This is a genomic window from Kitasatospora sp. NPDC004272, assembly GCF_053603035.1.
In genome coordinates, this window is record NZ_JBSGET010000006.1 from 83,470 (window position 1) to 106,142 (window position 22,673).

At 75.3% G+C, this 22,673-nt stretch carries 17 protein-coding genes; 6 read left to right on the forward strand and 11 right to left on the reverse strand.

The window, feature by feature from the left end:
• Positions 1-137: 137 nt before the first annotated feature.
• Together ACWEO5_RS03995 and ACWEO5_RS04000 are read right to left on the reverse strand one after the other, a co-directional pair.
• Positions 138-3,035, reverse strand: a complete 2,898-nt coding sequence (locus ACWEO5_RS03995; RefSeq protein ID WP_452159877.1) for an FG-GAP repeat domain-containing protein — start codon at positions 3,033-3,035, stop codon at positions 138-140.
• Positions 3,035-5,581, reverse strand: a complete 2,547-nt coding sequence (locus ACWEO5_RS04000; RefSeq protein WP_452159879.1) for a S8 family serine peptidase — start codon at positions 5,579-5,581, stop codon at positions 3,035-3,037. Before ACWEO5_RS04000 ends, ACWEO5_RS03995 begins: the two co-directional genes overlap by 1 nt.
• A gap of 226 nt (positions 5,582-5,807) precedes the next feature.
• On the opposite strand from ACWEO5_RS04000, the gene ACWEO5_RS04005 reads away from it, so the two are divergent.
• On the forward strand, positions 5,808-6,377 hold the full coding sequence (locus tag ACWEO5_RS04005) for a DUF4232 domain-containing protein (protein WP_452159881.1): 570 nt from the start codon (positions 5,808-5,810) through the stop codon (positions 6,375-6,377).
• A gap of 39 nt (positions 6,378-6,416) precedes the next feature.
• Here ACWEO5_RS04005 and ACWEO5_RS04010 read toward each other — a convergent pair whose 3' ends face one another.
• Complete coding sequence (locus ACWEO5_RS04010; RefSeq protein ID WP_452159883.1) at positions 6,417-7,550, reverse strand: NlpC/P60 family protein; 1,134 nt, start codon at positions 7,548-7,550, stop codon at positions 6,417-6,419.
• Between the two features lie 184 nt (positions 7,551-7,734).
• Between ACWEO5_RS04010 and ACWEO5_RS04015 the strand changes: the two genes are divergently transcribed.
• On the forward strand, positions 7,735-8,469 hold the full coding sequence (locus ACWEO5_RS04015; protein ID WP_452159885.1) for a class I SAM-dependent methyltransferase: 735 nt from the start codon (positions 7,735-7,737) through the stop codon (positions 8,467-8,469).
• Positions 8,470-8,493: 24 nt separating this feature from the next.
• Positions 8,494-8,862 (forward strand): VOC family protein, encoded by a 369-nt coding sequence (locus tag ACWEO5_RS04020; RefSeq protein WP_452159887.1) that lies wholly within the window; start codon positions 8,494-8,496, stop codon positions 8,860-8,862.
• Between the two features lie 67 nt (positions 8,863-8,929).
• Here ACWEO5_RS04020 and ACWEO5_RS04025 read toward each other — a convergent pair whose 3' ends face one another.
• Positions 8,930-10,786 carry an arabinofuranosidase catalytic domain-containing protein gene (locus ACWEO5_RS04025; RefSeq protein ID WP_452159889.1) on the reverse strand — a complete coding sequence of 619 codons (1,857 nt, stop codon included), beginning with the start codon at positions 10,784-10,786 and terminating at the stop codon, positions 8,930-8,932.
• A 198-nt stretch (positions 10,787-10,984) separates the two neighbouring features.
• On the opposite strand from ACWEO5_RS04025, the gene ACWEO5_RS04030 reads away from it, so the two are divergent.
• Positions 10,985-12,022 carry a LacI family DNA-binding transcriptional regulator gene (locus tag ACWEO5_RS04030; protein WP_452159891.1) on the forward strand — a complete coding sequence of 346 codons (1,038 nt, stop codon included), beginning with the start codon at positions 10,985-10,987 and terminating at the stop codon, positions 12,020-12,022.
• Between the two features lie 11 nt (positions 12,023-12,033).
• On the opposite strand, the gene ACWEO5_RS04035 is transcribed toward ACWEO5_RS04030, so the two are convergent.
• The 6 genes from ACWEO5_RS04035 to ACWEO5_RS04060 form a co-directional block, all read right to left on the reverse strand.
• Complete coding sequence (locus tag ACWEO5_RS04035; RefSeq protein WP_452159893.1) at positions 12,034-13,080, reverse strand: aldose epimerase family protein; 1,047 nt, start codon at positions 13,078-13,080, stop codon at positions 12,034-12,036.
• Between the two features lie 47 nt (positions 13,081-13,127).
• Entirely contained in the window at positions 13,128-14,162 is a 1,035-nt protein-coding gene (locus ACWEO5_RS04040) for a LacI family DNA-binding transcriptional regulator (RefSeq protein ID WP_452159895.1), read from the reverse strand.
• A 64-nt stretch (positions 14,163-14,226) separates the two neighbouring features.
• Positions 14,227-15,228 carry an ABC transporter permease gene (locus ACWEO5_RS04045; RefSeq protein WP_452159897.1) on the reverse strand — a complete coding sequence of 334 codons (1,002 nt, stop codon included), beginning with the start codon at positions 15,226-15,228 and terminating at the stop codon, positions 14,227-14,229.
• A complete protein-coding gene (locus tag ACWEO5_RS04050) occupies positions 15,225-16,190 on the reverse strand; it encodes an ABC transporter permease (RefSeq protein ID WP_344550998.1) in 966 nt (321 codons plus the stop codon). Before ACWEO5_RS04050 ends, ACWEO5_RS04045 begins: the two co-directional genes overlap by 4 nt.
• The gene (locus ACWEO5_RS04055) at positions 16,187-17,782 is read right to left on the reverse strand and encodes a sugar ABC transporter ATP-binding protein (RefSeq protein WP_452159900.1); all 1,596 of its coding nucleotides are present in this window, start codon (positions 17,780-17,782) and stop codon (positions 16,187-16,189) included. The genes ACWEO5_RS04050 and ACWEO5_RS04055 overlap by 4 nt, the downstream gene beginning before the upstream one ends.
• 82 nt (positions 17,783-17,864) lie before the next feature.
• Positions 17,865-18,974, reverse strand: coding sequence for an ABC transporter substrate-binding protein (locus ACWEO5_RS04060; RefSeq protein ID WP_452159902.1), 1,110 nt, complete (start codon positions 18,972-18,974; stop codon positions 17,865-17,867).
• 471 nt (positions 18,975-19,445) lie between these two features.
• Here ACWEO5_RS04060 and ACWEO5_RS04065 point away from each other — a divergent pair, with 471 nt between their 5' ends.
• Complete coding sequence (locus tag ACWEO5_RS04065) at positions 19,446-20,510, forward strand: universal stress protein (protein WP_452159904.1); 1,065 nt, start codon at positions 19,446-19,448, stop codon at positions 20,508-20,510.
• A gap of 104 nt (positions 20,511-20,614) precedes the next feature.
• On the opposite strand, the gene ACWEO5_RS04070 is transcribed toward ACWEO5_RS04065, so the two are convergent.
• Positions 20,615-21,619, reverse strand: a complete 1,005-nt coding sequence (locus tag ACWEO5_RS04070) for an FkbM family methyltransferase (RefSeq protein ID WP_452159906.1) — start codon at positions 21,617-21,619, stop codon at positions 20,615-20,617.
• A 246-nt stretch (positions 21,620-21,865) separates the two neighbouring features.
• Between ACWEO5_RS04070 and ACWEO5_RS04075 the strand changes: the two genes are divergently transcribed.
• Positions 21,866-22,528: a hypothetical protein gene (locus ACWEO5_RS04075; RefSeq protein WP_452159908.1), complete on the forward strand. Its 663-nt coding sequence runs from the start codon at positions 21,866-21,868 to the stop codon at positions 22,526-22,528.
• The last annotated feature ends 145 nt before the right edge of the window (positions 22,529-22,673 follow it).

Genomic DNA, 22,673 nt, shown 5'->3' on the forward strand with positions numbered 1-22,673 from the left:
TCCGTCCGGTCTGTCTCTCGTGCGCCCATAAGGCCGGTAACAGTACACGAACGAGCCCGGTACCCCGCAGGCGGGAGCCTGCGGGGTACCGGGTCTTTACTCGTTCGGGCGGTCTCGCGGGGGTTCCGTGGAGAACCTCAGGAGAGCTTGTACGTCGTCATCTGGTGAATGCCGTTGTCGAGGGAGAGCACCCCGCCGCCGAGCAGTTCGGCCGCCCGGTTGACACCGAGGGCGTCGAAGTTGAGCGAGATCATCTCCTCCTTGCCGTCGCCGTCCAGGTCGACGGCCAGGTAGCTGCGGCCGCCGCGCGCGGTGACCCCGCCGATCGAGGAGTGGAAGGGGACGGTGTCGCCGACGATCGCCGGGTCGTAGGCGGCCAGGCCGCCCTCGACTCCGCCGACCAGCAGCTTCCTCCCGTCGGGGCCGGTGATGAACTGCGCGGTGCGCAGCGGCGCGGTGGTGGAGGTCCACGGGTCGTCGCCGCCGGCCAGGTACTGGCGCAGCACGCCGAAGCCCATCTCCAGCAGGCCGTCGCCGTCCTCGCCGGTGAAGAAGTCGCCGTGCGACCAGGGGCCGCCGACGACCTTCTGGTGCAGCACCTCGCCGGTGCGGCCGTCGCGGATCTCGGTGACCGACATCGGGCTGACCAGGTCGGTGCCGCCGTCGTCGATGCCGCCGGGCACCGCCGAGATCAGCCAGGTGTAGACCACCGCGTGGCCGTCGGCGTACGGGATCTTCGGCGAGGCGTAGACGGCGTGGTCGAGCAGCGCGCCGTGCACCTTGCCGTCGACGGCCTCGGCGGGCGCCTTCGGGTCGGCCTGCCAGCGCAGGGTGCCCTTGCCCGCGTCCAGCGCGACGCCGTTCTGCACGGAGTCGGTCTGCCGCATGGCGCCGATGCCCGAGTACTGGGCGAACACCGTGCCCTCGGAGACCACCGCGTCGGAGAAGACCACCTCGCCGGAGCCGGCCGGGGCGCCGTACGTCCACAGCGCCGTGCCGTCGCCCCGGTAGGCGCGCAGGGCGTCGGTGGGGACGAGGATCTCCTGCTTGCCGTCGCCGTCCAGGTCGGCCAGCGTGACCGAGCGGACGAACTTCCCGCCGCCGTCGATCGTGGCGAGCACCTTGCCGGTGCGGCCGTCCAGGACGACGGTGGCGGTGTCGGCGGCGACCACCACCTCGGGCTTGCCGTCGCCGTTGACGTCGCCGGTGGCGACGGCGTGCACCTCGCCGGGGACGGTGGCCCGCCACAGCTGCTTGGGGGCCCCGGCGAGCAGCGAGGGGCCGGAGTAGGCCCAGACGCCGTCGGAGCTGCCGCCCGCGACGACGTCCGGCCTGCCGTCGCCGTCCAGGTCGGCGGCGGCGGCGTAGTTGAGGTCGCCCTGGAGCGGGGTGAGGCTCTTCTGCTTGCCGTTGCCGAGGTTGTAGGTGTGGATGTTCTGCTGCTGGTCGACGGTGCGCACCGTGCCGCCGTCGATCTGCTGCAGGCGCGGGGAGGCGGCAGTGCCGTTGAGCTGCCAGCGGACCTTGCCGTTGCTGCCGTTGTACGCGGTGAGCAGGCCGTAGCGCAGGCCGGAGACGTTGGCGGCGGCCTCGGTGTCGCGGCCGTCCTGGGCGGTGGCGATCAGCGAGCCGTCGACCGCGTCGAGCTGCCAGGTGCTGGGGCCGTCGCCGCCCCCGGTGCGCTTGGTGGTGCTGGTCCAGCGGACGGTGGAGCCGTCGCCCTCCAACACCCGCAGGGTGCTGGCGTTGACGTAGAGGCTGGCGTCGAAGGTGTCCTCGGCGACGGCGTACTCGGCGCCGGGGTTGCCGCCGAGGTCGCCGACGGTCAGGGCGGTGGGGCTGGCGTTGACCCGGGTGTCGAGCACGGTGCGGGTGCCGTCGGCCAGGTCGTAGGCGACCACGGAGTAGGCCACCTGCTGGGTGTAGTCCGGCTGTTCGACGGCCACCAGGCGCCCCCGGCCCGCGTCCAGGCGCAGTTGGCGGCCGTACTGGTCGCCGTCGGTCCGCCAGCCGAGCGAGCCGTCGGCCGCGTTCAGCACGAAGGTGGTGCCGCGCCCGGGGGCGGTGGTGGTGCCGCGCCGGTCGAAGGAGACCGCGACCTTGCCGCCGCCGAGGTCGACCAGGTCGCCCCAGGAGGCCGCGCCCGCCTCGCCGGTGTCGTACGTCCAGGTCTTGGCCGGGGTGAGCCTGCCGTCCGCGTGGTCGAACCGGATGCCGGTCAGGGTGGCGGTGGCGGCGCGCGGGGCGCCGCTGTTGTCGCGCGGCGCGTCGGAGACCAGCAGGGTGCCGTCGACGACCCGGACGAGGGTGCTGGAGGCGTAGAGCTTCGACCAGAGGGTCTGGCCGGTGGAGCCGTCCAGCACGGTGACGAAGGAGCCGTAGGTCAGCGTGGAGCCGGGCGAGGTGAACGGCCGGTACGGGTTGCTGCCGACGGAGGCCGAGATCACCAGGTCGGGCACGCCGTCGCCGGTCAGGTCCGCGCTGTCGTAGCCCTTGACGGCGTCGCCGCCGAACGGGGTGAACGGGTTGTAGGCGACCGGGATGTGCGCCGGGTAGGGCTCGGTGTCCCAGGGGCGCAGCGGCTTGACCTGCCAGTCGGCGTAGAGCGAGGCGTTGGTGCGGGCCCAGGCGGTGGAGCCGTCGGCCTTGTGCAGTTGGACGTTGCCGAGGCTGTGCACGGTGAAGTAGCTGCCGTCGGCGCCCGCCGGGACAGTGGCGGCGATGCCCCGCACGCCCTCCATGGTGGAGGTGCCGGTGAACGTCACCGGCGCGTGGGCGTCCAGGTGGCTGCCGCTGCCGCCCGTGCCGGTGTCGCCCGCGGGGGCGGGGTCGGCGCTGTCGGTGGCGGTGGCCTGCGGGTAGGCGTCGGCGCTCAGCCGGGCCGCCAGGTCCTGGGCCTGGCGCTCGGTCAGCTTGATCACGCCGTCGGTTGCGGCGGTGGTGTCGGCGGCCAGCGCGTGGGGGGCGGCGGTCAGGGCGAGGCCCGCGGCGACCAGGCCGGAGGCGAGCCGGAGGGCTCTGCGGTGGGTGGTCATCACTTGGCTCCCTGGGTGAAGCGGATCGCCGAGCCGTTGGTCAGGACGGCCTGGTTGAAGGAGTACTGCAGGGCGTCGGTCCCGGCCTGGTTCTCCAGGCCGACGGTGGCGCCGGAGCCCGCCCCGGGCACGTTCTGGTACTGGAAGGTGATCGCGCCGGTGGCCTCTTCGAACAGCACCTCGAAGCTGACCCGCTTGGAGGTGTCGGCCACCAGCGGGACGTTGTCCCAGACCACGGCGAAGGTGCGCTTGCCCGCGGTGCCGGTGGTGGCGGTGGTGACGGTGGCCTTCTTGTCGAGCGTCAGGTCGTCCCAGAACGGGGCGACGACGCCGTTGGGCTGGTACGGGGTGGGCAGCGCGGTGTTGGCGTAGTCGCCGATCCGCGGCGCCAGGAAGTCGACCAGGCCGTTGGTGGTGACCGAGGCGCTGGTGTACGTCACGCCGTAGTACGTCACCGGGAACGGCAGGCTGACGGTCTTGGCGTCCTCGTCGCCGCTGAGCGCGACCTTGCTGGCGCCCTTGACCCAGGAGTACGCGGCGGGGGCGCAGCTGGTGCCGGAGTTGTCGGTGCGGGCCGGGGTCCGCACGGTCTTGGCGGTGTCGGCGGCGACGGCCAGCGGGCCGGTCCAGACGCCGTTGCACAGCACGGGCTGGGCGGGCTTGACGGTCAGCGTGTAGCTGCCCTCGGCGACCTTGCCCAGGCTGTAGGTGCCGTCCTGCCCGGAGACCACCGAGGCGACGGGGGTACCGGTGAGCTCGACCACGGCGCCCGCGAGCGGCTTGCCGGTGACGTCCAGCACGGTGCCGGTGACGGCGTGCGTGGGCACGGCGGTCATCGCCAACGGGACGCTCTGCGGCTGCCCGGCGGCGACCGTCAGGTTCTTGACCTCGAAGGGGGCGTAGCCGTAGCCGGCGGCGGTGACGCTGTAAGTGCCGGGGGCCAGCGCGAGCCGGTAGGAGCCGTCGGGCGCGGTGGTGACGGCGCGGGTGTCGCCCGCGGCGTCGGTGATCCGCACCACGATGCCGGGCAGCGCGGCGCCGGTCGCCCGGTCGGTGGCCTTGCCGGTGATGTTCACGGCGGTGTGCGGGGCCAGGTCGACGGATTTGAGGATGTCGAGCTTGCCCTCGCCCCACACGTTGTTCATGCCGGCGGTGCCCCCGCAGTGGGTGTCCTCCACGTCCCGGGCGCCCTGGTCGAGCAGCGCGCGGGTGCCCTCGATGTCACCGATCAGCGAGGGCGCGGCCGACCACAGCAGCGCCACCGCCCCGGCCACGTGCGGGGTCGCCATCGAGGTGCCGGACTCCGCCATGTAGTCCGAACCCGGCCAGGTGGAGCGGACGTTGACACCCGGCGCGGAGATGTTCGGCTTGGCCGAGCCGTCCACCAGGGACGGACCGAAGCCGGAGAACGAGGCGATCTTCCCGTTCACGTCGTACGCGCCCACCCCGTAGGACGGGGCCTGCGAGCCGGGCGCGTGCGCGGTCGAACAGGTCGCGCCGTCGCCGTCGTTGCCCGCCGCGAACGCCTCGAAGATGCCCGCGGAGTTCCACGCCTCGACGATGTCCTGGTAGAAGGTGGTGTCGCCGCCGCCCCAGGAGTTGTTGACGATGTTCGGCGCCATCTCCGGGCGCGGGTTGTTGCCGTTGTGGTCGGTCGGCGCCAGGATCCACTGCCCGGCCTTCAGCAGGTACTCGTCCGAGCACTGCGAGGACTCGCAGCCCTTCGCCGCTATCCACTTCGCGTTCGGGGCGACGCCGATGCCGTTCTTGGCAACCATCGTGCCCATCGTGTGGGTGCCGTGGCCGTTGTTGTCGCACGGGGTGCTGGGGGTGGCGCAGCTCCCGGTCGGGTCGTAGAAGTTGTAGTCGTTGGTGAAGGTGCCGTCGCCGTTGTTGCCCCGGTAGTCGGCGACCAGGTCCGGGTGGTCGTACTGCACGCCGGAGTCGACGTTGGCGATCACGATGCCCTCGCCGCGCGCGTCGTACTGCGACCACACCTGGTCGGCCTCGATGTCCTTCACGCCCCACTCGGGCGTGCCGTCGCCCTCGTCGGTGGAGGCGGCGGCCGACAGCTGGGTGTCGTCCACGTGGTACGTCTGCGCCTTGACGATCTTCTGCACGTCGTCGCGCCCGGCCAGCTTCGCGATCAGCTTCGCGTCGCCGGTGACCTGGACGGCGTTGGCGATCCAGTAGTCCTGGTGGCCGACCTTCTGCCCGTCCAGGAACTTCCTCAGCGCGCCCTGGCTGCGCTGCGCGGTGTCCTGCAGTTGCTGGTAGGCGGCCTTCGCCCGCTCGGCGTGCGAGCCCTTGCCCTTGGCCTTGCCCAGGTCGGCGCGGTCCTTGAGCACCACGAAGAAGGTGGCGTCCTGACCTCCCGTCACCGCGCTGGTCAGGGCCGGGTCCACCTGGACGGTGGCGGAGCCGGACGGGGCGGGGGCGGCGGCCACCGCCGCGGGCAGCGGGAACGCGGTCAGGCCGGCCGTCACGGTCAGTGCGGCAGTGGCCCAGAGAGCCGTTCTGCGCCGGTTCTGTCGGGGCAGGTGCATCGGGGAGATCCTCCAGGGAGGGAGCGGGATTCCCCGAAGGTAGGGAGGGGCCGTTACTGCGGAATTACAGGCTCCGCGGGCGCCGCCCACCGGCGTTGATCCGATGTTGATCGGGCTGCGCCAGCATGGCCGCACACCGGGCCGGGACACCCCGCGCCGACCGGTCGCCAGCCTCCCCCGGCCCCGCCGCACGGGCCGCCGAACCACGAGTGGGACCGCAACCGCCATGCACCCGAACCGCCCGCCCGCCGTCATGGGTCTGTCCGCCACCGCGGGCCTGACCGCCGCCCTGGGCCTGGTCCTCACCGCCTGCGCCCCCGGCCCGGCCCCACTGGCCCCACCGGCCGCACCGGCCCCGCCCGCCGCCACCGCCGCGACGGTGATCCCGGTGGAGGCGGTGCGCGACGGCAGCGGCCGCTGCACCGCCGACGACCTGCGGGCCACCGTCAGCGCACCGCCCGGCGGACGGGCCACCGAGCGGATCGAACTGACCAACCTCGGCCCGGTGCCCTGCACCATGACCGGCTACCCGCAGGTCGACCTGCTCAGCGACACCGGCACCTGGACCCTGCCCCGCAGCCCGGACTCCCCCGTCCGCACCGTCACCCTGTCCCCCGGCGGAACGGCCCTGGTGCTCGTCGACTACCTCCGCCACGAGGCTCCCGGCCAGGCCGGTTTCAAGGTCACCGGCATCGCCCTGACCCCGCCCGGCGGCACCGGCCGCCTCACCTTCCACTGGGAGGGCGCCAACCCCCGCACCGACGGCGGCACTTACGTCCACCCGGTGACCGGCTGACCCGAGGACCGCCCGACGGGCCGTCAGCGGCCCCGGGCGTCAGGACCGTCCGGGGTCCGGGGCCGGGGCGGGCAGGGCGGGTGCCGGGGCGGCGTCCGGGTCCGGGCGGACGGCGCCCAGGATCGGGAGCATGGTGACGGGGGCGAGCTTGACCACGGTGCCGGTGTGCGGGGCGTGCACGACGGTGCCGCCGCCCAGGTAGAGGGCGACGTGGCCGGCGTCGCCGTGGTAGATGACCAGGTCGCCGGGGCGCAGGTCGCGCAGCGCGACCCGGTGCAGGCCCGCCCACTGCTGCTGGCTGGTGCGCGGGATCGGGATCCCGGCGGCCTGCCAGGCCTGCGAGGTGAGGCCGGAGCAGTCGTAGGCGTCCGGGCCGGTGCCGCCCCACAGGTAGGGCTTGCCGCGCTGGGCGAGGGCGAAGTCGATGGCCTTGCGGCCGGCCGCGGAGGCCCCGCCGCCGGGGCCGAGGGCGCCCGCGGCGAGCAGTTGCCGGGCGGCGGCGTCGGCGAGGGCGGTCTCCCGCTGCTCCAGCAGGCCGAGTTGCTCGGCGGTGGCGGTGGAGAGCAGCCGTTCGGTGCGGGCGGCGTCCTCCTTGGCCCGGTCCAGGGCCCGGTGGGCCTCGGCGGCGGCGTCGGAGGCGGACTTCTCGGCCTGCGCGGCCTGTTCGGCGAGCAGCACCATCCGGCCGCGGGCCTCGCGCAGGTCGCGCAGCACGGTGGCGGCGCTGCGCGAGTCGGAGGCGGCGCGCTGCTGCCGGTCGAGGAAGTCCTCGGGTCCGCCGGAGAGGAACAGCCGGGCCAGGGTGCCGAGTCCGCCGCTGCGGTACTGGTCGGCGACCAGCCGGGCGGCTTCCGACTCGGCATCGGCGAGCCGTCCGCGCTGTTCGTCGGCCTGCCGGGCGGCGTCCGCGGCGAGCTGCCGGCGGTGCGTCAACTCCCCGTTCGCGGCGGTGTAGCGCTGTTCGGCGGCCTCGGCGGTGTGCCGGGCGGCGTCGACCTCCGCGGCCAGCAGGTCGAGCGCGGTGTCCGCTCCGGCGGGGGAAGCCTCGGCGGGGAAGGCCCCGGCGGGGGGTGCCGGGGCGGGGTCGGCGGCGGCCGGAACCGCCGGTACCAGCAGGATCGTTGCCACCAGCAGGGCCGCGGCCCGCCAGGATCGGGGTGTGTCACGGGACACTGCCGTCCACCGTCCTCGGTCTGATGATCGTAAGCCACGGTCACTCTGGCACCCGTCCCGGACCGCTCCGGGGACCTCGCCCCCGGGGAGCCCCGCGCTCACCCGCGCGGCCCAGCCCGGCCCGGCCCGGCCCCGCGGCCTGTCGGGGCGCCGGGAACCGGCCGGGTGCGGCAGGGTGGACGGCATGAGTACAGCGGAGGGGACGGACTACGCCGTCAGTTCAGAGTTCTACGACCTGCTGCAGGCGGAGCCCGACCGGCGGCGGGCCGAGCGGTGGTTCGCCGCGGCGGCGGGGCGGGCCCGGCACGGGATCGTCGACTTCGGCGCGGGCACCGGGATCGTCACCCAGGTGCTGCTGGAGTCCTCGGGCGTCCCGGTGCACGCGGTCGAACCGGCGGCGGCCATGCGGACGGTGCTGATGTCCCGGGCGGCGGCGCTGGGTGCGGACCGGCGGGCCCGGCTGACGGTCCATCCGGGCCGGGCCGAGGAGGCCGGGCTGGACGCGGTCGCCGACCTGGCCGTCGCCGCCAACGTGGTGGGCTGCGTGGAACCGGCGGCCCGGCGCGCCCTGTGGCGGGCGGCGGCCCGGGCCCTGGTGCCCGGCGGGGTGCTGCTGTTCGACCCGCCTCCGGTCGGGGTCCCGGACGGCGTCGAGGACTTGGCCGGTCTCGGCCCGGTCCGGATGGGCGTGGACAGCTACCGGGCGGACGTGACCCGGGTGCCCGACCGCGGGGTGCTGCGGATGGTCTTCGAGTACCGGGTGGAGCGGGCCGGCCTGCCGGTGCGCAGCGTCCGGGAGGAGTTCCCGATGTGGCCGGCCGAGGCGGCCGCGCTGGCGGCGGAGGCCGCGCAGGAGGGCCTGGAGTTCGTCCCGGCCCCGCTGCCGGAGCTGCTGGCGGCCCGTCGCCCGCCCGGTTGAGCCGAAGTCCGGCAGGATGGGGGCATGTTGACGATGGGTTCGGTGGTGCTGGGGGTGGCGGACGTGCCCCGGGCGGTGGCGTTCTGGACGGCCGCGCTGGGGTACGTCCCGCGCGGGGACGGCGACGAGCGGTGGGCGGTGCTGCTGCCGCCCCGGCCGGGCGGGGTGCAGTTGGCGCTGGGCCGCAGCGAGAGCCCGGTCCAGGTGCGCCCCCGGGTGCACCTGGACCTCTACGCGCAGGACGCCGCCGACCAGGCCGCCGAGGTGGAGCGGTTGGTGGGGCTGGGGGCCCGGCGGGTGGCGTGGGACAGCTACCCGCCGGACCCGGACTTCGTGGTGCTGGCCGACCCGGACGGCAACCGCTTCTGCGTGATCGACACCGCGCACGGCTGACGTCCGGCCGGCGCCGCCCGACGGCGCTCAGCGCCCCCGGGCGGCGGTCAGCACTTCCGGGCGGCGGTCAGCGCAGCGCGAACTTCTGCGCCGCGCTGCCGTTGCAGTCCCACAGCTGCAGCCGGGTCCCGTTGGCGGTGTTGCCGTTGGGGGCGTCCAGGCAGCGCCCGGACTGCGGGTTGAGCAGCGAACCGTCGCCCTGCTGCACCCACTTCTGGGCGCCGCCGCCGTTGCAGTCCCACAGCTGCAGGAGCGTGCCGTTGGCGGTCCCGTTGCCGGTGGCGTCCAGGCAGCGGCCCAGGGTGCCGAGCGAGGTGTCGGCGTGGTGGATCCAGTGCTGGTCGACCGCGTAGGACTGGCAGTTCCACAGCTGGACGGCGGAGCCGTTGCCGCCGCTGTCGTCGGCGGCGACGTCCGCGCACTGCCCGCCGGGGGCGGCGACGGGGCCGCCGCCGTTCACGGTGAACTTCTGCGCGGCGGCGCCGTTGCAGTCCCACAGCTGCAGCCGGGTCCCGTTGGCGCTGTTGCCGTTGGGGGCGTCCAGGCAGCGCCCGGACTGCGGGTTGAGCAGCGAACCGTCGCCCTGCTGCACCCACTTCTGCGCGCCGCCGCCGTTGCAGTCCCACAGCTGCAGGAGCGTGCCGTTGGCCGTGCCGTTGCCGGTGGCGTCCAGGCAGCGGCCGATGGTGCCGAGCGAGCCGTCGGCGTTGTGCGTCCAGTGCTGGTCCTCGGCGTACGTCTGGCAGTTCCACAGCTGGACGGCGGTGCCGTTGCCACCGGTGTCGTCGGCGGCGACGTCCGCGCACTGGCCGCCGGGGCCGGTGATCGTGCCCTGCGGGGCGCTCGGCAGGTCGGTGCGGCCGGCGTAGCCGACCGAGGTCACGTTGGACTGGACGGCGTTCTCGGTGGCGTCGCCCGGGTAGCCGGCCACCATGGCGCCCTCGAAGAAGGTGCCGCGGTTCCGGTTGGAGTTGTCGCCGCCGATGCCGAGGATGATGCCGCCCTCCTGCTGCATCGGGCGGTAGCCGGGGCGGCTGGGCAGCGCGCCGTTCCACCAGGTGGTGAGCGCACCGGACTGGGCGTTGCCGCCCTTGAGTGCGTAGGTGGTCTGGCCGTTGTTCTTCAGGACGGCGGTGACGTAGGGGCTGGTGTTGCCGAGGTTGGCGGTGTTGGAGCCGTTGTCGCCCTGGAACATGCCGTTCTCCAGGTCGGCCTCGATCCACGGGCCGCTGCCGCTGCACGGCGGGAAGTAGCAGGTGGTGGCGATGGAGACGGCGTCCATGTGGCCGTTGCCGGTGTCGGCGGGGGTGGATTCGGCGTTGCCGTAGTCGAAGCAGCAGTCGGCGCCGACGTGGGTGCCGGAGGCGACCATGTAGACGCCCTCGGGCTGGCCGTTGACGGCGACGCCGGAGGCGACGCCGGTGTAGCGGTAGCCGACGCCGGGCGAGATCCACACGCCGTAGACCTTGTGGCCGCCGGCGGTGACGGCGATCTCGGCGGCGTCCGCGCCGCGGTCGACGCCGCCCGCGGTGCCCGCGGGTCCGGGCAGGAGGTCGTTGTGCCGGGAGGTCTGGTCGTAGATCCGGGTGATCCGGCAGCTGCTGCCGTTGCAGAACTGGTCCTGCGCCTGGGCGTTGGCGTAGCCGCCCGCCGCGAGCAGGCCGATGTCGGTGCTCGCGCCGTCGGAGGCCCGGGTGACCCGGTACAGCGGGCCGCCGTAGTTCGCGAACAGGGCCCGGGTGGTGCTGTGCGCGGCGACGCAGGGGGTGCCGCCGGAGGCGTACAGGTCGCAGGGCAGCGCGGTGGCGGCGTGGCCGACGCCGGGCAGGCCGATCAGGGCGGCGACGAGCAGCGCCAGGACGGCGGCGGCGGCGCGCGCGTTGCGCCACAACTGCCTTGCGGGTGACTGCACTTGGCTGGACAAGGTGCGCTCCTTCTGGGTGGGGGTGCGAGGGGGCGGTACCGGTCTCGGGGGCGGCCGGGGCGGGGCCCGGCTCCGGGGCGCGGGGTGCTGTCCGTTCATCGGCGACCTTGTATTCTCACGTTGTAGTAGCTGTAGGAGCGGCGTCGTGGCGAGGCCGGCCGCGCTCCCTCGCGCCGGCCGGCGGGAGGAGGGTGCGGCGTGTCCGTGCCGGGTGGCGGTGCTGCGGCGCCGCGGTTGAAGGACGTGGCGGAACTGGCCGGGGTCTCGGTGAAGACCGTCTCGAACGTGGTGAACGGCACGGTGCCGGTCGCCGAGGCGACCCGCGAGCGGGTGCAGCGGGCCGTCGACGAGCTGGGCTACCAGCCGAACGTGACGGCCCGCCGGCTGCGCACCGGCCGCAGCGGGGTGATCGCGCTGGCCTTCCCGGAGCTGCCCTCGCCGTACTTCGCGGAGCTGGCGGTGGAGGTGATCGCGGCGGCCCGCCGGGTGGGCATCACGGTGCTGATGGACGACACCGGCGGCGACCCGGCGGCGGAGCTGCGGATCGCCTCCGGTCTGGGCGACCCGATGATCGACGGGGTGATCCTCAGCCCGCTGGGCCTGGACCGGGCGGCGCTGCTGTCGCGCTCCCGGGAGATCCCGCTGGTGCTGCTCGGCGAGGCCGACCTGGGCCCGGTCGCGGACCGGGTGCACATCGACAACGTGGCGGGCGCCCGCGAGGTGACCCGGCACCTACTGGACGAGGGCTACCGGCGGATCGCCGCGATCGGCTGGCAGGAGCCGGCGCCGCGGGCTACCGCCGAGCAGCGGCTGGCCGGGTACCGGGAGGCGCTGGCGGACGCCGGGCTGCCGCTGGACCCGGAGCTGCTGCCGCCGGTGCGGGCGTACTTCCGGCCGGACGGCGCGTCCGCGATGCGCCGGCTGCTGCGGCTGCCGGAGCGGCCGGACGCGGTGTTCTGCTTCAACGACCTGCTGGCGCTGGGTGCGTTGCGGGCCGCGCACGAGGCGGGGCTGCGAGTACCGCGGGACCTGGCGATCGTCGGGTTCGACGACGTCGAGGAGGCGGCGTACGCGATCCCGTCGCTGACCACGGTGGCGCCGGACAAGCGGCTGATCGCCGAACTGGCGGTGCGCTGCCTGGAGGAGCGGATCGAGCGGCGCTACACCGGCCCGGGGCGGCGGATCACGCCGGGCTTCCGGGTGGTGGTGCGGGAGAGCAGCACCCTGACGCGCTGAGCGGCGGCCGGTCACCGCGGCTCCAGGTGCGGGAAGCGGTACTCGGTGGTGCTGCGCCGGGTCGCGCCGGGGCGCAGCACGGTGTCGGGGTAGTCGGGGCGGTTGGGCGAGTCGGGGAAGTGCTGGGTCTCCAGGCACAGGCCGCCGTGCCGGGGGTGCGGGTTCCCGGCCAGGCCGTTGCCGGTGTAGACCTGCAGGCCGGGTTCGGTGGTCCAGACCTCCATCCGGCGGCCGCCGGCCGGGTCGTGCAGCCGGGCGGCCCGGCGCAGCGCGCCGGGGGCGGGCGGTGCGGTGAGCACGAAGCAGTGGTCGTAGCCGCCGGCCCGGCGCAGTTGCGGGTGCGGGTCGGCGAGCCGTTCGCCGAGCGGGGCGGGGGTGCGCAGGTCGAAGGGGGTGCCGGCGGCGGGGGCGGGGTCGCCGAGCGGGATGGCGGCGGGGTCGACGGGCAGGTAGGCGTCGGCGTCGACGGCGAGGCGGTGGCCGAGGACGCCATGGCCGCCCGGTCCGGCGAGGTTGAAGTAGGCGTGCTGGGTGAGGTTGACGGGGGTGGGCCGGTCGGTGCGGGCGGTCCAGTCGAGGCGCAGGGTGCCGCGCCGGTCGAGGGTGTAGCGGGCGGTGACGTGCAGGGCGCCGGGGAAGCCCATGTCGCCGTCGGGGCTGTGCAGGTCGAGGCGGAGTTCGGCGCGGTCGGGCGCGGCCCGGGCGGTGGCGCGCCACTGGCGGCGGTGGAAGCCGTCGGGGCCGCCGTGCAGGGCGTGGCCGCGGTCGGTGGCGGGGACGCGGTGGGTGCGGCCGTCGAGGTGGAAGCGGCCGTGGGCGATCCGGTTGGCGTAGCGGCCGATCAGGGCGCCGAGGTAGGCGGTGTCGGCGGTGTAGTCCGCCAGGGTGTCGTGGCCGAGGACGACGCTGGCGGTCTTCCCGTCGGGGTCGGGGACGTCGAGGCGGTGCAGGATCCCGCCGCGTTCCAGTACCTCGGCGCGCACGCCGGTGCCGGAGTCGAGCGTCCAGCGGGCGACGGGGGTGCCGTCGGGCAGGGTGCCGAAGGGGCTGCTGGTCACGGAAGGGAGCGTCAACTCGGTTTCCTCCGGTGGGAGTCGGCGGGCGGTCAGGTGCGGTTCGGGGCGCGGCCGGCGGTGGATTCGCGGACCACCAGGGTGTGGCCGGGCAGGATCCGGCGGGGCGGTGGCGGGGTGCGTTCGGGGGCGGCCTCGATCCGGGCGATCAGGCAGTCGACGGCGAGGCGGGCGATGGCGGCCTTGTCGGGGGCGATGGTGGTGAGGGTGACGGCGCCGTAGCGGCCGTCCTCGATGTCGTCGAAGCCGACCACGGCGACCTGTTCGGGGACTTTGACTCCGCGTTCGGCGAGGACGCGCAGCGCGCCGAGGGCGACCAGGTCGTTGTAGGCGAAGACGGCGTCGGGGGGTTCGGGCAGGTCGAGCAGCCGGGTCATGGCGACGGCGCCGTCCAGGCGGTCGTAGCCGTCGGTGGCGATCACCAGGTCCTCGCGGGGGGTGCGCCCGGCGGCCAGCAGTTCCTCGCGCCAGCCGCGCAGGCGCAGGTGGGCGGGTTGCCGGCGGCTGTCGCGGCGGGCGCCGACGAAGGCGATCCGGCGGCGGCCGAGGCCGAGCAGGTGGCGGACGGCGAGCCGGGCGGCGGCGACGTTGTCGATGGCGATGTGGTCGAACGGGGCGTCGTACTCGCGTTCGCCGAGCAGGACCAGCGGCGGCCGGGCGGGCCGGTGCAGCAGGTCCTCCCGTTCCAGGTGGATGGGGCTGAGGATGAGTCCGTCGATCAGGTGGGAGCGGAAGCCCTGGGAGACCAGGGTCTCGTTGGCGCGCAGCCCGGCGGTGTGGTCGAGCAGCACGGTGTGGGCGTGGTGGGCGGCGGCGTCGATGACGGCGGTGGCGAGGTCGGCGAAGTAGGGGTTGCCGAGTTCGGGGACGGCGAGCGCGATGATGCCGCTGCGTCCGGTGCGCAGCTGCCGGGCGGTGGCGTTGGGGCGGTAGCCGAGTTCGTCGATGGCGCGCTGGACGCGGTCGCGGGTGCCGGCCCGCACGTGCGGGTAGTCGTTGACCACGTTGGAGACGGTCTTGACGGACACTCCGGCCCGCAGCGCGACGTCCTTGAGGCTCACGCCCATGGGCCTCGGCCCCTCTCGTTCGGTTCCGGTCGGATCGGCGCGCGGCGCGGGAGGCGGGTGCCGCTCACTCGTCCCGGCGTCCCCGGTTGAGCAGCGCCTGGGCGAGCACCACGGCGGCGAGGAAGCCGCCGTTGACGGTGTCGGTGACGGCGGAGCCGTACTGGGAGGCGGAGCGGTCGATCAGGTTGTGGACCACCGACAGCAGCAGGACGCCGGCGACGGTGCCGCCGACCGAGCCGCTGCCGCCGGTGAGCAGGGTGCCGCCGATCACCACCGCGGCGATGGCGGTGAGTTCGTAGCCGACGCCGACGGTGGTGACGCCGGAGCCGAGCCGGGCGCCGCCGAGTGCGCCGGCCGCGCAGGCGAGCGTGGCGGAGAGCACGTAGACCAGCGCCTTGGTGCGGGCGACCGGCAGGCCCATCAGGGTGGCGGCGTGCTCGTTGCCGCCGATCGCGGTGGTGGTGGCGCCGAACCGGGTGCGGGTGAGCAGCAGCGCGCCGAGGCCGAACAGGGCGGCGGAGATCAGCACCGGCGTCCAGGTGCCCTCCCCCAGCGCGCGGAACGCGGAACCGCGCGGCACCAGGTGGGTGTCGGCGCCCTCGTCGGTGATCAGCTGGAGCAGGCCGCGGGCGCCGAGCAGTCCGGCCAGGGTGACGATGAACGGGGCCATCCGGGCCCGGGCGACCAGCAGTCCGTGCACGCAGCCCCAGGCCGCGCCGACCGCGAGCGGCAGCAGCAGGGCCGCCCAGGTGCCGTACCGCTCGGCGGCCCAGGCGGCGAGGACGCCGCCGAGCGCGTACATCGAACCGACCGACAGGTCGATGCCGCCGGTCAGGATCACGAAGGTCAGGCCGAGGGCGAGCAGCCAGACGAAGGCGTTGTTGCCGAGGATCGCGCCGAGGTTGTCGGTGCTCGCGAAGCCGGACGAGAACACCGAGGCGAGCAGCACCAGCAGGGCGAGCACGGTGAGCGCGCCGTGCCGCTGGATCCGGGCGGCGAGCCGCTCGGCGGCGGTCTCCGCGCCGGGGGCGGGGGCGGTGGGGGCCGCGGGGGCGGTGGGGGTCATCGGGTACCACGCTCCTGGGAGGCGTAGACGGCGGCGCAGATCACGACCGCCTCGACGATCTTGGTGAGGGAGGCGGGCACGTCGTGCTGGGTGAGCACGGCGGCGGTCAGCTGCATGAACAGCGCCCCGGCGACGGTGCCCAGCACCCGGACGCTGCCCCCGGCGAGCGGGGTCCCGCCGACCACGACGGCGGTGATCGCGTCCAGTTCGATGTTCCGGCCCTGGTTGGCCGGGTCGGCCTCGGCGCCGTGCCCGACGATCACCGCGCCGGCCAGCGCGGCCAGCACCCCCGACAGCAGGTACACCGTCAGCAGCACCCGGCGCACCGGCAGTCCGGCCAGCCGGGCGGCCCGCCGGTTGTCGCCGACCGCGACCAGCTGCCGCCCGAAGGTGGTGCGGTGCACCAGCACCGCGGTCAGCGCCACGCAGGCGGCCGCCAGCCAGGCCGTCAGCGGGACGCCCAGGAAGGCGTCCGAGCCCAGGGTCAGCAGCGCGCGGTCGGTGACCGGCTTGGCGGAGGCCCCGTTGACCAGCGAGGCGAGGCCCCGCAGTCCGATCATCAGGGCGAGCGTCGCCACGATCGGCTGCACCCGGGCGAACGCCACCATGGCCCCGCCCGCCAGCCCGCCCAGCGCCCCGAGCGCGACGGCGACCAGCAGCGCCACCGGTAGCCCCCAGCCGATGTACAGCGGGATGACGGCGGCGGCCAGCGCGATCACCGCGCCCACCGACAGGTCGATCCCCTCGGTGCCGATCACCAGCGCCATCCCCAGCGCGACCAGCAGCGTCGGCGCGACCTGGAACAGCTGGATCCGCACGTTCCCCGCCGACAGGAACCCGGCGTCCAGCAGCACCGCCGCCAGGAACAGCACGCCCAGCGCCAGGTACACCCCGTAGCGCCGCAGCAGCCGCAGCGCCGGGGCCCGCCCGCGCAGCACCCCCGCGGGGGCGAGAACGCTCATCGCCGCGCTCCGTTCTTCTCGTCGCCGGCTCCCGGCCGGGTCTCGTGGGCGAGGGCGGCGAGCAGGTCGTCGGGGGTGACCCGGTCGCCGGTGAGTTCGTCGACGGGGGCGCCGTCCTTGAGGACCAGGACCCGGTCGGCGCCGGCGGTCAGCTCCTCCGGGTCGGAGGAGATCAGCAGGACGCCGAGGCCGTCGGCGGCGAGTTCGTCGATCAGGGCCCGGACCTCGGCGCGGGCGCCGACGTCGATGCCGCGGGTGGGTTCGTCGAGCAGCAGGACCTTGGGGGCGAGGCAGAGCCAGCGGGCCAGCAGGACCTTCTGCTGGTTGCCGCCGGAGAGGTCGGCGACCTTCTGGTCGGGGCTCGCGGCCTTGATCCGCAGCCGGGCCATGAAGGTCTCCACCACCGCGTCCTGCCTGGCCCGGGAGACCATTCCGGCCCGGGAGAGCCGGGGCAGCGCGGCCAGCACGATGTTCTCCCGCACGGAGAGGCCGGGCACGATGCCTTCGGCCTTGCGGTCCTCGGGCAGCAGCACCACGCCGGCCCGGACCGCGGCGGCGGGACTGCGCCGGGCCAGCCGGCGGCCGTCCACCTCGACCGTTCCGGCGTCCGCGCCGAGCGCGCCGACCACGGCCTTGGCGGTCTCGCTGCGCCCGGAGCCGAGCAGCCCGCCGAGGCCGAGCACCTCGCCCCGGTGCAGGTCGAAGCCGACGCCGTGCACCCGGTGGCGCACGGACAGGCCCCGGGCGCGCAGCGCGGGCCGGGCCCCGGGGTCGGGCACGTGCCGGGCGGTGCGTTCCCGGGCGGCGAGCAGGGTGCGGCCGAGCATCAGGCCGACCAGGTCGCGGCGGGCCAGCGGGGCGAGTTCGCCGGTGTGCACGGCGCGGCCGTCGCGCAGCACGGTGACGTCGTCGCAGAGGGCGTAGAGCTCGTCCATCCGGTGGCTGACGTACACCACGGCGGTGCCGTGCGCGGTGAGGTCGCGGACCACGGAGAACAGGGTGTCGACCTCGCGGGGCTCCAGCGAGGAGGTGGGTTCGTCCATCACGACCACCCGGGCCTCGACCTGGACGGCGCGCGCCAGGGCGACCATCTGCTGGGCGCCGAGGCCGAGTTCGCGCAGCGGCCGGGTGACGTCGGTGTCCACGCCGTAGCGGAGCAGCAGCGCGGCGGCCTCCCGGTGCATCCGGCGCAGGTCGAGCAGGCCGCGGCGGCGCGGCTCGCGGCCCAGGTGCAGGTTGCGGGCCACCGACATCATCGGGACCAGGTTGACCTCCTGGTAGACGGTCGAGACCCCGGCCCGCTGCGCCTCCAGCGGGGTGCGGAACTCCCGTTCCCGGCCCGCGAGTTCGATCCTCCCGGTGTCGGGCCGGTGCACGCCGGTGAGCACCTTGATCAGCGTCGACTTGCCGGCGCCGTTCTCGCCGACCAGGGCGTGCACCCGCCCCGGGCGGAGCGTCAGGTCGACGCCCCGCAGGGCGTGGACGCCCGCGAAGCTCTTGCCGATCCCGCGCGCCGCCAGCACGGGCGCCGCCGCCGACTCCGTCGGTGCGGGCACGCCGGCGGGGCCGTCCGGCCGTTCCGCCTGGGCCATGGGGGTTCCTCCTCCTGCTCTGCTGGGACGGGGGTGCCGGGGGCCGCGGGCGGGCGGCCCCCGGCGGCGGTGCGGCGGGCGGTCAGTAGACCAGGCCCTGGTCGAGGGCCTGCTTGGCGTTGTCCGCGGCGAAGTGGCCGTCCTTGATGATCACCTTGGGCTGGACCCCGGCGGTGCCGTAGAAGTCCTTCAGCGACTGGAAGGCGAGCGGCCCGAAGCGCGGGTTGGTCTCGATGTCGGCGACCAGCTGCCCGTCGACCACGCCCTGCACGGCCTGCCGGATGCCGTCGATGGACACGATCTTGATGTCCTTGCCGGGGGTCTTCCCGGCCGAGCGCATCGCCTGGATCGCGCCGAGCGCCATGCCGTCGTTCTCGGCGTACACGGCGTTGATGTCCGGGTGGGCCTGGAGCAGCTGCTCCATCACCTTCTGGCCCTCGGTCTGGTCGAAGTTGGCCGTCTGCGCGGCCACCACCTGCATGTTCGGGTACTTGGCGGCGAGGCGGTCGGTGAAGCCCTTGGTCCGGTCCGCCGAGACGTTGTTGCCCGGCGTGCCCTGGAGGACCGCCACGTGCGCCTGCCCGCCGGTGGCGGCGGCCAGGTCGTCGGCGGCGATCTCGGCCTGGCCGTAGAAGTCGGAGCCGATGAACGCGACGAAGTCGGAGCAGGCGGTGCCGCCGACGCTGCGGTCGATGGTCAGCACCGGGATCTTCTTCGCCTTGGCGGCGGCCAGCGCCGGGCCGAGGCCGTCCGAGTTCTCCGGGGCCACGATCAGCACCTGGGCACCCTGCGCGATCAGGTCCTGGATCTGCGCGTTCTGGGCGTTGACGTCGGCGTTCGCGTTGCGCTCGATCAGCTTCACGCCGAGCTTCTTGGCCTCCGCCTCGATGCTGGCGGTCTCCGCGGCCCGGAACGGGTTGCTGGTGGACTCCGACTGGGAGAACCCGACCACCGTCTTGCCGTCGGTCAGGTCCAGCTTGGGCGCGCCGTAGGCGTCCGCGGTGCAGCCCGGCCCGGCGGCCGACGCCGAGGGCGCGACGACCTGCTGGGCGGCCGCGGTGTTGTCGGGGGCGGCGGCACTGTGCCCGGAGGAGCCGCCGTCGCCCTGGTTGGTGCAGGCGGAGGCCGTGACGCACAGCCCGGCGAGGAGCAGCGCGGCGACGGCGGACTTGGCGCGGGGGGTGAGGTTCATACGCCCGATCACATCCTTGACTGCGAGTGCGAGGGAGGGGAGGGGGAGAGCGGGGAGGGACTCAGGAGCACGGGGTGGGGCCCGTCGGGCGCACCGGCTACCCGCCGGTTTCCAACGTTGCAGAGGGACAATGGGCCATCCGTCGAGACGGTGTCAAGGACTCGCGCACCGCCGGCCCGGCCCACCTCCGCGCGCTGAACAGCCGTCAACTCGCCTTCACCAGCGCCGATCTGCTCGCACACCGCGATCGTCGCACCGATCCCGCAGGAGGTCTGGACAACCTGCGGCCGCCCTGCTGTGATGCCTCTGCGGCCGAATTTCCAACGTTGTGCAACCGGCCTCCGGCCGGCCCGCCGACGGATCGGGGGGCCGCCGCCCGGCATGCCCGCCGCTCCCCGGGGTAGCCGGTCGACGCCACGGACGGCAGAGACGCCGTCCGCTGCGAGAAGGCGCGAGAAGGGGACGTGGACCATGACGCAGAAGATCGTGAGCGGGTACGACGGCTCCCCGCGGGCACGGGCCGCCGGCCGCTGGGCCGCGGCGGAGGCCGAACGGCGCGGCGCGGAACTGACGCTGCTGCGGGTCTGGCCCTGGCTGGGGGCGGCCGACCCGGAGGGGCCGGGCGCCGACCCGGTCCAGCAGGCCGAGCACGACGACCTGGAGGCCCTCGCGGCGGAACTGCTCGCCGCGCACCCCGACCTGGCGGTGACCACCCAGGCCGCCGCGGGCGACCCCGCCGACCTCCTGGTCGAGGCCGCCGCGCACTACGACCTGGCGGTGCTCGGCTCGCACGGCCCGGGCGCCGTCACCGATCTGTGGGGCGGCTCGGTGGTCCGCTCGGTCGCCGCCCGCGCCACCTGCCCGGTGGTGCTGGTCCGGGAACAGCCGGCCGACCAGGACGCGCAGCCCGCCGGGACGGACACCCCGCTCACCGCGGAGGCGGCGGCCCTGCCCCCCGAGCCGGCGCCCGCTCCGGCCCCCGTTCCGGTTCCGGTTCCGGCCGGGGACGTCGCCCAGGCGGCGACGGCCACGGCACCCGACACCGCCACCATGACGGCCACCGTGGCCGCGCCGCCCGCCCCGGAGCCGCCGCGGGCCGCCGGAGCGCCGGAACGGCCGGAGATCGTGGTGGGCCTGGCGGGCGACTCCTCGCTGCCCGCCGTCGAGTTCGCGCTCGCCGAGGCGGCCCGCTCGGGCGGCCGGGTGCGGGCGGTGCACGGCTGGGAGATGGTGCCGCTGTGGGCGAGCACGCCCGGCTGGCTGCCGCCGGACCCGGACGCCGACCGGCAGGGCGAGCGGATCGAGGCCGACCTGGACCGCCTGCTGGCCCCCGCCCGGGCCGCCCACCCGGACGTCGAACTGTGCGTCGAGGCCGATCTCGGCGGCGCCACGGGCGCGCTGCTGGCCGCCGCCGAGCACGCCGACCTGCTGGTGATCGGCCGCCACCCGCACCTGCTCGGCAACCGCCTCGGCCCGGTCGTCCACGCCGCGCTCCGGCACAGCACCGCCCCCGTGGTCCTGGTCCCGCACGAGTGACCCGCGGCTGAACCGCGGGTCCACCGCGCCCGACCGGAACCACCCCGGTTTTCCGCCCGTCCGGATGAGCGAACCTCAGCCCCGGACGGGCGGAATCAGCGTGCTCAGCGCGCCGCCCGGGCCCGCCCCCGGGCCTTCGGAACGGCCCAGCGGGCGAGCAGTTCCCGGTCCTCGTCCCGGCCCGCGGCGACCACGTTGACCAGCCGCGAGCGGTAGGCCGGGGCGAGCAGCGCGGCCGGGGCGCAGGCCGTGACGGTGCGCCGGGCGGTGTCCACCACGTGGACCTCCTCGTACGCCTCGGCCAGCAGTTCGGTGAACTCCTCGGCCCGCGCCCCGCACCGGGCCAGCTGCGGCGGGCAGAACTCGGCGAACAGCACCGGCCGGTCGCGGGCCAGCAGCCGCCGGGCGCCGCGCAGCGCGTGCACGTCGTAGCCCTCGACGTCGATCTTCAGCACGTCCACCGGGCGCGGCCCGCCGTGCTCGGCGAACAGCGCGGGCAGCCGGGCGTCCAGCGCGACCTGACGCACCGACAGCCCGCCCGGCCCGCCGTCCGCAGCCCCGCTCGGACGCCCGCCCGGCCCGCCGGCCGCGACCCGGTGCAGGCCGATGTCCTCGGCCAGTTGCAGGGTGGCGCGGCCCTCGCACGGGCCGACCGCGTAGGGCTCGACCCGGACGGCGGGGCCGGGCCGACCGGGGTTGCGGCGCAGGTTGGCCGCCAGCCGGGCCAGGTTCTCGGGGGCGGGCTCGTAGCAGACCAGCAGGCCGTCGGCGGGCATCGCCCGGGTGGCCAGGCAGGCGTACACGCCGAGGTTGGCGCCGACGTCGACGACGGTGCGGCGCTCCGCGCACAGCTGCTCGAACAGGTCGAGTTCGCGCTCCTCGTAGAAGCCGCCGAGCAGGCCCGCCGCGATCGACGCGCTGGCCGTCGGCACCGCCAGCTCGGCGCCCCGGAACACCGCCCGCGCCTCGCCGTCGCCGTGCCCGGCCTGCACGAGCCGGCGCAGCACCGCCCCGGCCAGCGGCAGCCGGCCCACCGCGGTGCCCTTGAAGCACGTCCGGCCCGCCCGCACCACCGCGTCCGCCGCCCGCCTGCGCAACTCCCGTGCCATCGCTCCGCCTTCCTCCGCGCCGCTCCCGGCGTCCTGTCGTCGTGGCGACCAGGTACCGCACCGGGGGCGGCCCGCCGTGCGGCCACCCCGGGCGGGCGGCGCGGACCACCCGGGCGGCGCAGCGGCCACCGGGCCCTCCGGGTGAATCTCGCACTGACGGTGCGTCAGCGAACTGACGACGGTCAATGGCTGTGCGGGCAGCCCGGGTGATCGCACCCGGGTCCGACCCCTCCCTCAGGAGCTTCCATGACCAGTCCCCCCAGGGGCGTGCTGCGCTGCGGCGCGGCCGCCCTGCTGTTCCTCTCCGGCGCCGCGCTGGCCGCACCCGCCGCAGCGGCCGTGCCGGCCTTCGGCGACCTGGCGCCCGCCGCGGGCAGCTACCCGGTCGAAACGGGCACGCTGACCACCCCCAGCCAGACCGAGAACCTCGCCCCCGGCGGCAGCATCACCATCACCGGCGGCGGCTACCAGCCCGGCGGGACCGTCGAGTTGACACTGCACTCGACCCCCGTGGTGCTCGGCCAGGTCACCGCCGACGGCTCCGGCTCGTTCACCACGACCGTCACCCTGCCGGCCGGCACCGCCGCCGGCACCCACACGATCCAGGCCACCGGCCCGGACGCACGTGGCGGCACCCGGGTCGACTCGCTGACCGTGGAGGTCGCCGCCGCCGACAACGGCGGGGGCAATAGCGGCGGCGGCAGCAGCGACGGCAAGGGCGGCGGCAACGGCGGTGGCAAGGGCCACGACGGCAAGGGCGGCCGCCACCTGGCCGACACCGGTGGCGCCGCCACCGCCTCGGTCGGCTGGAGCGGCGGCGAGACCGCGGGCGTCGCGGCGGCCGGGCTGGCGCTGGTCGCCGGCGCGGCGCTGACCGGCCGGCGGCTGTACCGCAGGTCGCGCGGCTGAGCGGACGGCGATGACCCAACCTCCGGCATCCGCCCACGCGGTGACCGCCGACGGGCCGGTGGGCCCGGGCGGCACAGCCGGGCCCCCGGCCCCCCGCCCCCCGCTGCCCCGCCGGCCCGCCCCCCCCCCCGCCCGGGGCCAGCAA